Below are 16501 nucleotides of genomic sequence, written 5' to 3'. Positions count from 1 at the left end.
AAAAGCACGAGCTAGAAACCTCCTAGAGTTTCATAGCTCGTGCTCAATGTGCATGACGCATCGATTAAAGTGTCTAAGGTGTTGTTTCTGTGTAGCTGTTTCTATTTAATTAAGACTGCTTTATCACCATGGTTAACATGGCCATGTTGTAACACTTCTAATGTGCGATCATTTAAATTTGTAACGACGATTGGTGTAATCGTACTTTCAGCATGTTCTTTAATATAATCTAAGTCGACTTTCATTAAAGGTTGGCCTAAAACGAAGTTATCGTTTTCTTTAACTAAGATGTCGAAACCTTGACCTTCAAGTTTAACAGTTTCTAAACCGAAGTGAATCAATAATTCCACGCCATCTTCTGATTCAATACCAATCGCATGTTTTGTTGGGAAGACCATTTTCACAGTACCGTCGAATGGTGCATAAACATCACCATTATCTGGTTTGATTGCGATACCGTCGCCCATCATTTTTTCAGAGAATACTTTATCTGGTACTTCTGTAATATCTACTAATTCACCTGTAATCGGTGCATAAATCACTGCGTCACCTGTTTGCGCTACTTTCGTTGTTGCATCGCCTTCATCAATCACTGTAGTTTCTTCAGGAGATGTGATTTTACCATCCATAATCTGTTGCATATTATGTTTGATTTGATCTGATTTCGGACCAAAGATCGCTTGCATGTTATTACCGACTTCAAGCACACCTGAAGCACCTAAATCTTTCAAACCTTGTACATCTACTTTTGCTTTATCATTTACTTCTACACGTAGACGTGTAATACATGCATCTAAGTGTTTGATGTTAGATTCGCCACCCATCGCGTCTAACACTTTGAATGGTAATTCATTTGTTGAAACTGTAGATGTCTGCATCTCTTTGTCTTCACGACCTGGTGTTTTGTAGTTCATTTTTTGGATGACGAAGCGGAAGATAACATAGTAAATAACCGCATAAATTAATCCAACTGGAATAACTAACCACCATTGTGTCTTATTCGGCAAGATACCGAGTAAGAAGAAGTCGATAAATCCACCAGAGAATGTGTAACCTAAGTGCACATCTAATAAGTAAAGAATTAAGAATGATAAACCATCTAACACTGCATGAATGAAGAATAATAATGGTGCTACGAATAAGAATGAGAATTCTAAAGGTTCAGTGATACCTGTTAAGAATGATGTCAAAGCACCAGATAACATTAAACCAGCAACCACTTTTTTATTTTCTTTTTTCGCTGTTTGATAAATCGCAAGTGCTGCTGCTGGTAAACCGAACATCATAACTGGGAATTCACCTTGCATGAATTTACCTGCAGTTAAAGGTACGTTATCACGAATTTGTTCGATAAAGATACGTTGGTCACCATGAATGATTTGACCCGCCAAGTTTTTATATGAACCGAATTCAAACCAGAACGGTGCATGGAAAATATGGTGTAGACCAAACGGAATCAATAAACGTTTAATGAAACCGAATAAGAATACAGCTAATCCTGTATTTGATGCTAATAAACCTTCACTGAATGCGTTTAAGCCACCTTGGATAAATGGCCAAACAATCGCCATTGGAAACGCTAAAATAAATGATAGCGTCGCCATCATAATTGGTACGAAACGTTTCCCTGCGAAGAATCCTAAATAACTTGGCAGCGAGATGTTATAGAACTTGTTATAACACCAGGCCGCTAAAGCCCCGATAATGATACCGCCAAACACACCCGTTTGCAGTGTCGGAATTCCTAATACTGTCGCAAAACCTTTTGCAGCATCTGCTGCTTTTTCAGGTGTTACATTTAAGAACATTCCCATTGTTTTGTTTAATACAATAAAACCGACGAATGCTGCGATAGCTGCAACACCATCTCCGCCAGCCAACCCGATTGCGACACCTAATGCGAAGATAATGGCCAAGTTATCAAAGATAATCCCACCAGCACCTTCCATCATTTTCGCAACGTTTTGAACACCTTCTACTTTAATAAAAGGCAGTAAACTTTGAAGCGCATCGCCTTGAAAGGCGTTCCCTAATGCTAAAAGTAAACCCGCTGCCGGTAAGATCGCAACAGGAAGCATTAACGCTTTACCAATACGTTGCAATTGACCGAAAAACTTTTTCCACATAAAAGTTTCCTCCTAAATTTATAAAGTTGTAAACATCACCTAGCGACATAGCAGCAAAGAAAAAAGGCATGAGTAATAAAAGCTGGAAGTACGACCAACTTTCATGACTCATGCCTAATCGAATTAGTTACACGTTATGATTTTGATTTTTATTCGCAAAATGATAAATATGCAACGTCAGATACGAGAGTTCCGCTTCATAGACAGGAACTTCAAGATGCTGCTGCATCATTTTAATGATTTTAACAGCTATATTATAGCACACGGGATAATGCGCTTTCAACATGTTTCCGAAATCTTCATTGACTTGAATAGTTTCACCTTTTTGCAAGCGTCTGATTAAGAATTGGATATGGCGGATAAAGCGTTGATAGATAATCGAACTTGTATCAATTGTATAACCTAAATCATGTTCCATAATTTGAACACTTTTATTGATAATCTCATTCGTCAATCTTACTTCGCTTAAAGTTAAATCATCTTTACTGCTTGCGATATGTAACGCGATAAAGCCGATTTCATCATCTGGAAAATCAATATCTAACAAGCCGTTTAAATGCTCTATCACTTGAACCGCAATTTGATATGATTCAGGGTATAGCTGTTTCGTTTCAATTAAGAATGGATTTTTAATAAATTGCTGTTGTTTGATACGTTTATACGCAAACAAGATATGATCCGTTAACGCGACGACTAAATCATTATCATCAACTGAGCGATCCGCTTTCGTGATGATATCAATCGCTTCAATAATTGATTGTAAAACATCATCATCAGCCATCTCTACTAATGCTTTATAATGTTCTTGTTCAGATTTATGTTCTAATTTATAAACTTTATCAATCATTGCTTTGTCAGATAAGCGCATCCCTTTTTTCTTATTAAAACCGATACCTTTTCCGATAAGAACGACTTCGTGCTGTTGTGTTTCATCTTTACAGATGATGACGTTATTATTTAATGCTTTCTCTATCACGTAGCTGCTCATGAAGATCACCTTTTCTCCTCAATACTCTATCCTATTCATTATAGCCCATTTCACTATTGATAGCGCTGAATTAGAAATTATTTTACCATATCCTTGTACATACTTGGACTATTTTTTATTATTTCATGTTTTTCTTCTCTAGAAATACAATAATTTGTCATTTTTTATACTTCTAAAAAAATAAAATCCCTTATCAACAACACATGATGTGTGTGATAAGGGAAGCAAATGGTTGAATCTCTTATTCAACTCATACTCTATTTATTATTTTTTACGTGATAATTGTTTAGCTGGATCGCCCCAACATTCAATACCAAATAAATTGATTTCCAAGTTCTCTGGTTTGAAGATCGGTTTCTTACCAGCTTTACGTTGGTCATGGTAATCTTTCATCACAGCCAGTGCAATGTTAGACAAGGCAATGATAGAAATAATATTGACGATTGCCATTAAGCCCATGAAGACATCCGCAGTACTCCATACTGTTTCTGTTTTCACGACTGCACCAAAGAAGACTAATAATACAACTAAACATCTGAAAATAAATAACACCGTTTTATTGTAAGATAAGAATTCAATGTTAGATTGACCATAATAGTAGTTACCGATAACAGATGAGAATGCGAACAATGTAATTGCGACAGATAAGAAAATACCGCCTGCACTGCCTAAGTGTTCGTTCAATGCTGATTGTGTTACCGCAACCCCTTGTGGTGCACCTTCACCAAATTGTAAACCGCCGTATAATAAAATAACGATTGCTGTTGCAGTACATACTAAGATTGTATCGAAGAATACACCTAATGACTGAAGTAAACCTTGTTTTACTGGGTGTGGTACAGCTGCTGTTGCTGCCGCGTTCGGCGCAGAACCCATACCGGCTTCGTTTGAGAATAAACCACGTTTAATCCCTTGTAATACTGCCGCACCGACTGCACCGCCAGTCGCTTGTTCAATCCCAAAGGCACTCTTGAAAATTGTTAAAATCATTGGAATGATTTGGTCATAGTTCATGATTAAGATGACTAATACCACACCAATATAAATAATTGCCATAATCGGAACGATATATGAAGACAATGTTGCGATACTTCTTACACCACCGAAAATGATAATTCCTGTTAATACTGCAAGGACAATACCTGTTACGACTGGGCTGATATGATATTGTGTTTTCAATGATTCTGCAATGGTATTGGCTTGTACTGTATTAAACACAAAAGCGAATGTAATCGTAATTAATACCGCAAATAAGACACCTAACCATTTTTGATTCAAACCTTTTGTCATATAGTACGCTGGTCCCCCACGGAAACCGCCTGCTTTATCAGGTACTTTATAAACTTGTGCTAAAACGGATTCTACAAACGCACTGGCAGCACCGATAGACGCGATGACCCACATCCAAAAGACTGCACCAGGACCACCTAAGACAATCGCAGTCGCAACACCGGCAATATTACCCGTACCTACACGAGACCCTGCACTGATTGCGAAAGCTTGGAAAGGTGAAATCCCTTTTTCACCGCTATCTAATGTTTCAGGTTTTTCCACTAACGCTCTAAACATTTCTCCAAATGACGTAAACTGTATAAACCTGGAGCTGATTGTAAAGAAAAGTCCTGCAGTCAGCAGTAAACCGATTAAGTATTGTGACCAAATCAAGTCATTCCCTACTTCAACAAATGCTTTAAACCAACCAGGTACTAAACTATCAAAATCTTTCACATTTATTACCTCATATTCTGTTAAATATTTATGTATATCTGATACATAACAATGGAATATATCGACTGCTTTCTTCAATATACACCACTTAAATAAAAAAAATACCAAGAGGCAGGATTCTAAAAGAATGTGCTACCACTTGTTATTTCATTTGATTTACTCTATATTTTATCATCTTAGCAATTATCTGACTATATTTTTTTGAAAAACCTTATCCTTCACAAAGAAAAGCTGTTCAAATTAAAAGGGATATACGTCCCTTTTTTGAACAGCTTTACTTCATTAAATTTATGCTTCAGGTTCACTCATATCTGATACAGATAATGCTTCAACATCTCCGAAGCTATCTACATCAACCACAAATGAGCCATTTGTATATTGTTCTGTTAAATGTACATCTCCGACAGTACCTGTGAAAGTATCCTTGTTTGAATACAATGTATACGTCGCAGCTGGATTTTCAATCACATCAGCACCTACGATACGATGCGGTTTGCTTTTTAGTTCTTTCAACAGTTTAATACCGCGTTGTGCACGTTTAGCTTCTGTTAACACTTGATAGCCGATACGTTTAACTGCACCTCTTTGTGTTGCCATTAAAATCGTATTATCAGGATGTACGACTTGTGTCATCACTACATAGTCTTCATCTTTAAGGTTAATCGATTTCACCCCTGCAGCACGTAAACCAGTACTTGATAATTCATCAGAACTATAAGTTAATGACATACCTGTATGTGTAATGACTGAGAGTAATTGCGGTGTTTCAATACGCATCACATTAATCACTACATCGTCATCTTTTAATTTCATCGCAATCAGCGGTTTATTGAAACGTGTTGTCTTAAACAGACCTAACTCACTTTTCTTGATCATACCGTTTTTCGTGGACATTAAATAATCCGCTTCTTGTTTGAAATCTGGTTCAGTAAAGACATCAATGACACGTTCATCATTTTCTATCGGCACAAGTTGTGAAATATGCTGACCAAGGTCTTTCCACTTGATATCAGATAGTTTGTGTACTGGTAAGTAGAGATAACGGCCTTTATCTGTAAAGACTAAAGCGATATGTTGCGTATTCGTTTCTACGTAACGTAATAAGCTGTCGCCCTCTTTTAATCCGACTTCTTCTACTTTATTCGCATTGAAGCTTCGGATTGAAGTACGTTTGATGTAACCATCTTTAGATAAACTTAAAATTGTTTCCTCACTCGGCACAATCACTTCTTTAGAGATTTTAATTTCAGAAATCTCTGCTTCAATACGAGATAAACGTTCTGATTTAAAACGTTTACGAATCTCTTTCAATTCATCTTTAATCACGTTTAATAAAGCATCGTGGTTATCTAAGATATGACGTAAGCCTTTGATTTGCTCTTCTAATTCTTTATGTTCCGCTTCAAGCGCCACAATATCAGTGTTTGTTAAACGATATAATTGCAATGTCACAATAGCTTCTGCTTGTTCTTCAGTGAAGTCAAACTCTGCGACTAAATTATCTTTCGCATCACGTTTGTTTTTAGATCCGCGGATAATCGCAATGACTTCATCTAACACAGATAAAGCTTTCATTAAGCCTTCAACAATATGCATACGCTTTTCAGCATGGAACAAGTCATAGCGCGTACGTTTCGTCACAACTTCAATTTGGTGATTCAAGTAACTATCGATAATTTGGCGGATGCCCATTTGTTTAGGGCGTCCTTCACTGATTGCGACCATGTTGAAGTTATAAGAGATTTGTAAATCTGTATTTTTGTATAAGAAGTTTAAAATCGCTTCACTATTAACATCTTTTTTCAATTCAATCGCAATACGTAATCCCGTACGGTCTGTTTCATCACGTACTTCGACAATACCATCCACTTTTTTATCTGCACGCAATTCATCAATCTTTTTGACTAACGCACTTTTATTCACTTCATATGGAATTTCAGACACTACTAATTCTTGTCTGCCGTTACGTAACGTTTCAGTTTCCACCATAGAGCGAACAACAATACGTCCTTTACCTGTTTCATATGCTTTTTTAATACCGTCGACACCTTGAATAATGCCGCCAGTCGGGAAATCCGGCCCTTTTATGTGTTTCATTAACTGATTCACTGTAATATCTGGATTATCAATGAACTTCAAAGTTCCATTAATGACTTCACCTAAGTTGTGCGGCGGAATATCTGTCGCATAACCTGCAGAAATCCCTGTGGAACCGTTCACTAATAAGTTAGGGAAACGCGCAGGCAATACCATCGGTTCTGTTGTAGTATCATCATAGTTCGGCACAAACGAAACTGTTTCTTTATTGATGTCGCGTAATAATTCTTCAGAAAGTTGACTGAGTTTCGCTTCGGTATAACGCATCGCAGCTGGCGGGTCATTATCGATACTCCCGTTATTACCATGCATTTCAATTAACACATGACGCAATTTCCAGTCTTGACTTAAACGCACCATCGCATCATAAACAGAAGAGTCGCCATGAGGGTGGAATTGTCCGATAACATCACCGACTGTTTTGGCACTCTTACGGAAGTTTTTATCAAATGTATTGCCGCTTGAGTACATCGCATATAATATACGACGTTGTACCGGCTTTAAACCGTCTCTGACATCTGGGAGGGCACGTTCTTGGATGATGTATTTACTGTAGCGGCCGAAGCGGTCGCCAATGACATCTTCTAACGAAAGGTCTTGGATGATTTCGCTCAATTTACTTCCTCCTCATCGTATGCTTCTTGATCTAGAATTTCGATTTCATCATTTTCTAGAATACTTTGATCTTCTTGCATACCAAATTGTACATGTCGTTCAATCCAATCACGACGCGGTGCAACTTTATCACCCATCAACGTCGTCACACGTTTTGATGAACGAACTTCATCTTCAACATTAACGCGAATTAACGTACGCGTTTCTGGATTCATTGTAGTTTCCCACAATTGGTCAGGGTTCATCTCACCTAAACCTTTATAACGTTGTAAGCTGAAACCTTTGCCTAATTGTTTTTGAAGATTTTCTAGTTCATCATCTGTCCAGGCATATTCTACTTTCTTCGCTTTACCTTTGCCTTTTTCTAATTTGTAAAGTGGCGGCAAGGCAATAAAGACACGGCCTGCTTGTACAAGCGGCTTCATGTATTTAAAGAAGAACGTTAATAATAAAACTTGAATATGTGCACCATCTGTATCGGCATCGGTCATAATAATGACACGATTATAGTTGCTGTCTTCTAATTTGAATTCAGTTCCTACACCTGCACCGATCGTATGAATGATAGTGTTGATTTCTTCATTTTTGAAGATATCTTCTAAACGTGCTTTCTCAGTATTAATAACCTTACCACGTAATGGTAAAATAGCTTGATATTTGCGGTCACGACCGAGTTTAGCAGAACCACCTGCAGAGTCACCCTCTACAAGATACAGTTCTTTCTTCTCTGTATTTTTACTTTGTGCTGGTGTTAACTTACCAGACAATAAAGTATCTTTGCGTTTGTTCTTTTTACCAGAACGTGCATCTTCACGTGCTTTACGTGCAGCTTCTCTGGCTTGTTGTGCTTTCACTGCTTTCGTGACAAGTGATTTAGATAATTGTCCTTTTTCTTCTAAGTAGAAAGGTAGTTTCTCTGCGACTACACTATCTACTGCACTTCTTGCTTCCGCCGTACCTAGTTTAGACTTCGTTTGTCCTTCGAATTGTAATAACTCTTCAGGAATACGGACAGAAATAATCGCTGTTAAGCCTTCACGAATATCATTACCATCTAAATTTTTATCTTTAGCTTTTAATTCACCAATGCGACGCGCATAATCATTAAACACACGTGTCATCGCAGTTTTAAATCCGACTTCATGTGTACCGCCGTCTTTAGTACGTACGTTATTGACAAAGCTTAAGATACTTTCAGAATATTGATCATTGTATTGGAAAGCGATATCGACTTCGATACCATTGGCTTCTCCTGAAAACGTCGCAACATCATGTAAAACTTCTTTGCCTTCGTTGACGTAAGACACAAATTCTTTGATGCCGTCTTCATAATGATAAATTTCTTCTCTTTCTTTACCAGAACGTAAGTCTGTTAAAGTGATTTTTAGATTTTTTAAAAGGAAGGCTGATTCTTGTAGGCGTTCGCTTAATGTATCAAAATTGAATGATGTGGCTGATTTAAAGATTTCTGGATCAGGTTTGAACGTTACTTTCGTTCCTTTTTTACGTGTTTTTCCTTTTTTCTCTAAACCAGTGGCAGGTAATCCCCCTTTATTAAAACGCTGTTCATAAATAAAGCCGTCTCTATAAATTTCAACGACTAACCATTCACTCAATGCGTTAACTACAGAAGCCCCTACACCATGTAAGCCGCCTGATGTTTTGTAGCCGCCTTGGCCGAACTTACCTCCGGCATGCAAGATTGTGAAGATAACTTCGACTGTCGGTTTACCAGATTTATGAATTCCCGTCGGCATCCCGCGTCCGTTATCTTCTATTGTGATACTATCGTCTTTATTGATAGTCACTTTGATTTCATTACCATAACCGTTCAATACCTCATCTACTGAGTTATCTACGATTTCATATACTAAGTGGTGTAAACCACGTTTATCGGTTGACCCAATATACATTCCTGGTCTTTTACGGACTGCTTCTAATCCTTCAAGTACTTGAATAGAATCGTCCGAATAGTTTTGTCGTTTATTTGTTGCCAATCGATTCTTCGCCTCCTACAAACGTACGTTCGTTTATAAAACATTACAATAAACATTCTTACTTAAATCAAATCAAAATGCAAGTCAGAAATTGATTTGCATACGATAACATTTTACAACCTAACGAAAAAAGATTTCTTTCGATAAAAGATTTTGTTACTATGAAAATCGAACATTGTCGCTTAAACTATATATAACGAGAATGTGTCGTGAAAATAACAGAACAGTCCACTTCAAAGTCTTGGAGTGTGGTAAAATAACGTTATCGTCAATAAAGGAAGTGTCAAGGTCAATGATGATTGTACTCATGCTGCTGCTCGCCTACTTAGTAGGTTCATTCCCAAGCGGTATCATAATCGGAAAATTATTTTTCAAAAAAGATATAAGACAGTATGGAAGCGGTAATACCGGTGCTACTAACAGTTTTCGTGTGTTAGGACGACCAGCCGGATTTGCTGTAACTTTCTTAGATATATTTAAAGGTTTTATTGTAGTTTTCTTTCCACTATGGTTCCCAATCCATACGACAGGACCTATCAGTGAGTTCTTTACACATGGTATGATTGTCGGTGTATTTGCGATAGTCGGACATGTTTTCCCAGTCTTTCTTAAATTCAAAGGTGGAAAAGCTGTCGCAACCAGTGCGGGTGTCGTATTAGGTGTTGCTCCGATTTTACTCTTAATCTTAGCAGCTATCTTCTTTATTACATTAAAACTGACTAAATACGTATCCTTATCAAGTATCGTCGCAGCTATTTGCTGTGTCATCGGATCACTCATTATTCAAGATTATATCTTATTAGGTGTTAGCATCATCGTTGCTGTCTTATTGATTATCAGACACCGTACAAATATTATAAGAATCTTCAAAGGTGAAGAGCCTAAAATTAAATGGATGTAAATCACAAACCGGGACAAAATGTGTTCCGGTTTTTTTATAACTATACAAAATTTTGTCAAATCCGTTCTATACTTTTTAAAGAAATTGAGCATTTAAGGTTAATCATGGTGTTATAACGGTTATACTCTTATATATAAATCTTTATATGCAGCATAATATTTGGTAATAATGAGAGGAGTTTTACCATGGAATTGAAATTGACAGATAAAGCAATCAACTGGTTCAAAGATGAGTTTGAATTACCTCAAGAAGGAAAAGCCATTCACATCTTTGTGCGTTATGGCGGAGAACCTCAAATCAAACAAGGTTTCAGCCCTGCATTCAATATTGATAACCGCAATGATCAACCCATTGAAATTGGATTTGAACAAGACTATGACGGTGTAGACATCATTATTGCCGAAAAAGACTTATGGTACTTTGAAGATGTATCAATAACTATCGATGTTGATGACAAAGATGAAATTACTTTCAAATTTTAATAGCATCTCTAAACACATATAAAACTGGGGCATCCATATGTCCCAGTTTTTTGTGTTCATTTAATTATTGAATCCCATCAGTCACTTCAAATTGTTCGCCAGCTTTGTTTCGTTTTTCTACTTCTTGATAGACTTCGTGCCAGTCTGGGAAATAACGATCTAAACGAATCGGTGTATGCGTATCTTCTGTCATACATATCAGCTCAGTTGAACCTGTTGTCGCAATTTCTCCTTTTTCGCTATAAATTTCATAACGATATAAAGAACGTAAACGTGAATAGCGTTCTACCCATGTTTTTATTCTTACTTTTTCAGGATAAGTCACAGGTTTAATAAACTTCACATCTAAGTGCGTGACTGGAGAAATGATGCCACGCGCTTCCATATCGGCATAATTAAAGCCAAGCTTGCTTATATAGTCTGTACGAGCAACTTCAAACCATGTCGCATAGTTCCCATGATAAATAAATCCCATTTTATCAGTTTCTTGGTATCTTGCTTCTATTTCAGTAATACTGTATATCATTTTTACGCCACACTTTCTATTCTCATTCCATGTTTTATCATAGCACAAAATGAAGAGGCTAAGACAGTTTTACACCATCTTAGCCTCACATCAAGTTCTATCAAAATAAGGTTGATGCCTTACGCATTTGCTAATTTATTACGTAATACAAGTTGTAAGATACCGCCATGACGGTAGTAGTCTAATTCAACTTGTGAATCGAAACGAGCGATTACATCGAATTCGATTGTTTCGCCATTTTCTTTTTTAGCAGTTACTTTAACTTTGTCATGTGGTTTTACAGATTCATCGATATCTACTGAAATTTCTTCAGTACCATCTAATCCAAGGCTGTCAGCTGAGTCGCCGTCTTGGAATTGAAGCGGTAATACACCCATCATTACTAAGTTAGAACGGTGGATACGTTCGTAGCTTTGTGCAATAACTGTCTTAACGCCTAGTAAGTTTGTACCTTTAGCAGCCCAGTCACGAGAAGATCCCATACCGTAGTCGTTACCTGCTAAGACAACTAATCCAGTACCGTCTTCTTTGTATTTCATTGCCGCGTCATAGATTGGCATTACTTCGCCTGTAGGCCAGTAAGTTGTGAAGCCGCCTTCTGTACCTGGCGCTAATTGGTTTTTAATACGGATGTTTGCGAAAGTACCTCTTACCATTACTTCGTGGTTACCACGACGAGAACCGTATGAGTTGAACTCTCTGATTGGTACGTCATTTTCTTGCAAGTATTGACCTGCTGGCGTATCTTTACCAATTGCACCTGCTGGTGAAATGTGGTCAGTTGTTACTGAGTCACCGAATTTACCCATCACGCGTAGATCTTTAAGCGGTTCGATTTTTCCTGGTTCTTTTGATAAACCTTGGAAGAACGTAGGGTTTTGGATATAAGTTGAGTTAGGATCGAAGTCGTATAATGGTTGATCCGTAGTTTCAATTTCATTCCACATTTCGTTATTTGTGTATACATCTGAGTATTCTTCACGGAATAAGTCAGGTGTAACAGTGCTTTCAACAGTATCAGCAACTTCTTTGATTGATGGCCAGATATCATCTAAGTATACATCGTTGCCATCTTTGTCTTGACCGATTGGGTCATTTTGTAAGTCGATATCTACAGTACCTGCTAAAGCATATGCCACAACTAATGGTGGTGAAGCTAAGTAGTTACCTTTTACTAATGGGTGGATACGACCTTCGAAGTTACGGTTACCAGATAATACAGAAGTTACAAGTAAGTCTTCGCCTGAAATTGCTTTTTCAATTTCTGGTAATAATGGACCTGAGTTACCGATACATGTCGTACAACCATAACCTACTAAGTTAAAGCCTAATGCATCTAAGTACTCTTGTAAGCCTGAATCATCTAAATAGCCAGTTACAACTTTAGAACCTGGTGCAAGTGATGTTTTCACGTACTCAGGTACTTTCATGCCTTTTTCAACTGCTTTTTTCGCAACTAAACCAGCACCTAACATTACATATGGGTTAGATGTGTTTGTACATGAAGTGATTGCCGCAATAGCGATATCACCTGTTGTCATTTTAGCAGTGTGGCCATCTGCGAATTCGATTGTTGCTTCTTTATCGAATTCAGATTCGTCGAATCCGAAACCTTGGTTGCCTGCTGGTGCAGTCACTGCTTTTTCGAATTCTTGTTTCATGTCGCCTAATTTAATTAAGTCTTGTGGACGTTTAGGACCTGATAAAGAAGGTTCTACAGTAGATAAGTCTAATTCAAGAACATCTGTGTAAGAAGGATCTTCTTTTTCCACATCGAAGAACATATGGTTTTGTTTCAAGTATTCTTCAACTAATTCAATTTGTTCTTCAGTACGGCCTGTTAAACGTAAATATTTTAATGATTCTTCATCAACTGGGAAGAAACCACATGTTGCACCGTATTCAGGTGCCATGTTAGCGATTGTAGCACGGTCAGCTAATGGTAAGTGTTGAACACCAGGACCATAGAATTCTACGAATTTACCAACTACGCCTTTTTTACGTAACTCTTCAGTTACACGTAAAGCTAAGTCAGTTGCTGTTGCACCTTGTGGTAATTGGTTTTCTAAACGAACACCGATTACGTCTGGAATTGGGAAGTATGAAGGTTGACCTAACATACCTGCTTCAGCTTCAATACCGCCGACACCCCAACCTAATACGCCAAGACCGTTGATCATTGTCGTATGAGAGTCAGTACCGACTAATGTATCTGGGAATGCTACTGTTTCACCATCTACGTCTCTTGCATGTACAACGTTAGCTAAGTACTCTAAGTTAACTTGGTGTACGATACCTGTTGCTGGTGGTACAGCATTGTAGTTATCGAATGCTTTTGTTGCCCAGTTTAAGAATTGGTAACGTTCGAAGTTACGGTGGAATTCTAATTTCATGTTTTGACGTAATGCATCTGGATTCGCATAGCTGTCTACTTGTACTGAGTGGTCAATAACTAAGTCTACAGGTACTTCCGGGTTAATTTTATTAATATCGCCGCCTACATCATCCATTGCTTTACGTAATGAAGCTAAGTCAACAACTGCTGGTACACCTGTGAAGTCTTGTAAGATAACACGAGATGGTTTAAATGGTACTTCACCTTCAGCGCCATCACCGAATTTTGCTAATTCTTTAATATGGTCATCAGTAATTACGAAGCCATCCTCTTGGCGTAATACCGATTCCAATAGTACTCGAATTGAATATGGCAATTTGTTGATTTTAGTTAAACCTTGTTCTTCTAATGACTGCAAATCGTAAAAAGTATACGTATTGTCGTTTAAAGTAAACGTTTTCTTTGCTTGCTCTTTTAAGTTAGAAGACATCTAAATCCCCCCTGATTAATATTATGCCTTTACTTAGATTGTATATTGATATGATAGCGAATACAACTGATATTCATTAAAAACCAAATGTTCATTGTTTTTGTTTTATAATCAGTATGTATAAGTATATCTTATCATATCGAGTTCGTGTAATAAGTATCTATTATGTATTGAGAATAATTTTCATTTATTTAGCCTAAATAAAATAAAAAATGCGCTGCCTTTCAATTTATTAATTGAAAGACAACGCATCTAAAATTCAATTAAGAATCAAGATTTTGTGATTGTTGACGTACTTTACGTTTTTCTAGAATATCTTCTTCATAATCTTGTTGTGAATATTTCACATATTCTTCTAAACGATGCTTATTAGGCGTCAATGTTAAGCCTAAGAACTTACGTTCACGGTTCGCATCTTTGTAGAAGGCAATCATCATTAATATGATCACAATGGAGAATGGCAAGGCACTGATAATCGCTGCACTTTGCAGTGAGTTTAAGCCTGTATCTCCACCTGAGAATAACAAGATGAACGCGATTAATGATTGCGCAACACCCCAAGTTACTTTAATGTATGATGCCGGTTCTAATGAACCATAAGAAGTCTGCATACCTAATACGAATGTAGCTGAGTCTGCAGAAGTAACGAAGAATGATGCAATCAATAGTAACGCAACAATTGATAATATAATGCCTAAAGGCAAGTGATTAAATACTGCGAATAATTGTGTCTCAGGTGACATTTCAAAGATTTCTTTGTGTTTTTTACCAGTTTCAATACCTAGTACACCAAACACACTGAACCAAATGAAGCTGACTAATGCTGGTACTAATAGCACGCCTGAAACGAATTCGCGAATTGAACGTCCTTTAGATACACGCGCAATGAACACACCTACGAATGGACTCCAGCTTAACCACCAGCCCCAATAGTATAGTGTCCAACCTGACATCCATTCACGTTTTTGTGGGTTTAATGCTGCTGTATCAAAGCTGTTGGCTAAGAATGTGTTCAACAAGCTACCTGTTGAGCTTGTCAACATGTCTAAGATTAGAACAGTTGGACCAATAATTAATGCAACAATCATTAAAATTGTACCTAAACCGATGTTTAAGTTACTTAAGTATTGGATCCCTTTACTGATACCAGACCATGCTGATGCGATGAACATGATAGTCACAACAACGATAATAATACCTTGTACCCAAACATTGTTTGGAAGGCCGAATAAATAATGTAAACCACCATTGATTTGTAGTGCACCCATACCTAATGATACTGCTACACCAACAACAGTCGCGAAGACTGCTAATACGTCAATGATAGTACCCACAGGTCCATCTACTTTATCTCCTAAAATAGGACGTAAAGTCTTAGATAATAAACCTGGTTCTCCTTTTCTGAACTGTGCATAAGCAAGTGCTAATGCTACTACACCATAAGTTGCCCATGCATGGAAGCCCCAGTGGAAGAACGTAGAACGTAACGCTTCAGTATAGGCTTGAGCTGTTTCAGGTTTCGCATTTGGCGGCGCCGCAAAATGTCCCATTGGTTCTGCTGCACCATAGAATACTAAACCGATACCCATACCGGCACTGAATAACATCGCAAACCATGAAATCGTATTGAATTCAGGTTTGTCGTTAGGCTTACCTAGTTTCAGTTTTCCAATTGGACTGAAGATAAGGAAAACACAGAAGAATACTAGGATTGTAGTTAAGATTAAGTAATACCAACCCAATTTATCGGTAATCCATAGTTTGATTGTATTTGTTACATGATCAAACTGTGATGGGAAGATTGCACCAGCGAGTACTACAATAAGTACAATAATTGAAGCGTAAATAAAGACTGGTGAGAGCTTCTTACCTCTTTGAGAAGAATCCATAATCAATTACTCCCTTTCTGATTTATTTTGTTGTCAATGATATGCTTTTGATATTTTATAACAAAATATCATTTTAGTGAAAAACCAAGTATAATCATAACAAAATCAAGTTGTATAGGCAAATTTAGGAAAATTGATTATACAATCGTATAAAAATCAATTTTATTAAAAATACATTGAGCAATAAACAACTTGATTTCTTACATTGAAATTATACATTACTTTAACATACCCTCTTACCAGATAAAAAACTAAGAATTTTTAACTTTTTTTAAGCAAACGCTTACTATTAGTAAAAAATCCAACATCTAAAAAAATGTATTTTAT

10 protein-coding genes are annotated in these 16501 nt (G+C 37.1%); 2 read left to right on the top strand and 8 right to left on the bottom strand.

The genetic code is table 11. From position 1 onward, the window contains the following. Positions 1 to 101: 101 nt before the first annotated feature. The 5 genes from ptsG to parE all read right to left on the bottom strand — a co-directional run bounded on the left by ptsG (position 102) and on the right by parE (position 9551). Positions 102 to 2126, bottom strand: a complete 2025-nt coding sequence (ptsG, locus tag CD112_RS02490; protein WP_023015247.1) for a glucose-specific PTS transporter subunit IIBC — start codon at positions 2124 to 2126, stop codon at positions 102 to 104. A gap of 127 nt (positions 2127 to 2253) precedes the next feature. Next, positions 2254 to 3114, bottom strand: a complete 861-nt coding sequence (gene glcT, locus CD112_RS02485) for a glucose PTS transporter transcription antiterminator GlcT (protein ID WP_037556387.1) — start codon at positions 3112 to 3114, stop codon at positions 2254 to 2256. A gap of 264 nt (positions 3115 to 3378) precedes the next feature. Continuing rightward, entirely contained in the window at positions 3379 to 4842 is a 1464-nt protein-coding gene (alsT, locus tag CD112_RS02480) for a glutamine transporter AlsT (RefSeq protein WP_002480867.1), read from the bottom strand. Between the two features lie 288 nt (positions 4843 to 5130). Further along, positions 5131 to 7554, bottom strand: coding sequence for a DNA topoisomerase IV subunit A (parC, locus tag CD112_RS02475; protein ID WP_103363789.1), 2424 nt, complete (start codon positions 7552 to 7554; stop codon positions 5131 to 5133). Next, complete coding sequence (parE, locus tag CD112_RS02470; protein WP_103363788.1) at positions 7551 to 9551, bottom strand: DNA topoisomerase IV subunit B; 2001 nt, start codon at positions 9549 to 9551, stop codon at positions 7551 to 7553. The genes parC and parE overlap by 4 nt, the downstream gene beginning before the upstream one ends. 292 nt (positions 9552 to 9843) lie before the next feature. Between parE and plsY the strand changes: the two genes are divergently transcribed. Both plsY and CD112_RS02460 read left to right on the top strand, forming a co-directional pair. Continuing rightward, positions 9844 to 10452 carry a glycerol-3-phosphate 1-O-acyltransferase PlsY gene (gene plsY / locus CD112_RS02465; RefSeq protein ID WP_023015251.1) on the top strand — a complete coding sequence of 203 codons (609 nt, stop codon included), beginning with the start codon at positions 9844 to 9846 and terminating at the stop codon, positions 10450 to 10452. Between the two features lie 185 nt (positions 10453 to 10637). Then, positions 10638 to 10934, top strand: a complete 297-nt coding sequence (locus CD112_RS02460; RefSeq protein ID WP_002480863.1) for a HesB/YadR/YfhF family protein — start codon at positions 10638 to 10640, stop codon at positions 10932 to 10934. A 64-nt stretch (positions 10935 to 10998) separates the two neighbouring features. Here the strand turns inward: CD112_RS02460 and menI are convergent, their stop codons facing one another. The 3 genes from menI to CD112_RS02445 form a co-directional block, all read right to left on the bottom strand. Beyond that, on the bottom strand, positions 10999 to 11460 hold the full coding sequence (gene menI, locus CD112_RS02455) for a 1,4-dihydroxy-2-naphthoyl-CoA hydrolase MenI (protein ID WP_103363787.1): 462 nt from the start codon (positions 11458 to 11460) through the stop codon (positions 10999 to 11001). Between the two features lie 119 nt (positions 11461 to 11579). Further along, the gene (gene acnA, locus CD112_RS02450) at positions 11580 to 14285 is read right to left on the bottom strand and encodes an aconitate hydratase AcnA (protein ID WP_002480861.1); all 2706 of its coding nucleotides are present in this window, start codon (positions 14283 to 14285) and stop codon (positions 11580 to 11582) included. A gap of 263 nt (positions 14286 to 14548) precedes the next feature. Beyond that, entirely contained in the window at positions 14549 to 16174 is a 1626-nt protein-coding gene (locus CD112_RS02445; RefSeq protein WP_002480860.1) for a BCCT family transporter, read from the bottom strand. Positions 16175 to 16501: the final 327 nt, after the last annotated feature.

Source organism: Staphylococcus simulans, assembly GCF_002902285.1.
In the GTDB taxonomy this organism is placed as follows: domain Bacteria; phylum Bacillota; class Bacilli; order Staphylococcales; family Staphylococcaceae; genus Staphylococcus; species Staphylococcus simulans.
This window is presented reverse-complemented; position numbering and strand designations above follow the sequence as displayed.

What these genes read in the sequence shown, in the direction of transcription:
- CD112_RS02445 (WP_002480860.1), bottom strand. Translation starts at nt 16,174, where the DNA reads ATGGATTCTTCTCAAAGAGGTAAGAAGCTCTCACCAGTCTTTATTTAC.
- CD112_RS02460 (WP_002480863.1), top strand. Translation starts at nt 10,638, where the DNA reads ATGGAATTGAAATTGACAGATAAAGCAATCAACTGGTTCAAAGATGAG.
- plsY (WP_023015251.1), top strand. Translation starts at nt 9,844, where the DNA reads ATGATGATTGTACTCATGCTGCTGCTCGCCTACTTAGTAGGTTCATTC.
- acnA (WP_002480861.1), bottom strand. Translation starts at nt 14,285, where the DNA reads ATGTCTTCTAACTTAAAAGAGCAAGCAAAGAAAACGTTTACTTTAAAC.
- glcT (WP_037556387.1), bottom strand. Translation starts at nt 3,114, where the DNA reads ATGAGCAGCTACGTGATAGAGAAAGCATTAAATAATAACGTCATCATC.
- menI (WP_103363787.1), bottom strand. Translation starts at nt 11,460, where the DNA reads ATGATATACAGTATTACTGAAATAGAAGCAAGATACCAAGAAACTGAT.
- ptsG (WP_023015247.1), bottom strand. Translation starts at nt 2,126, where the DNA reads ATGTGGAAAAAGTTTTTCGGTCAATTGCAACGTATTGGTAAAGCGTTA.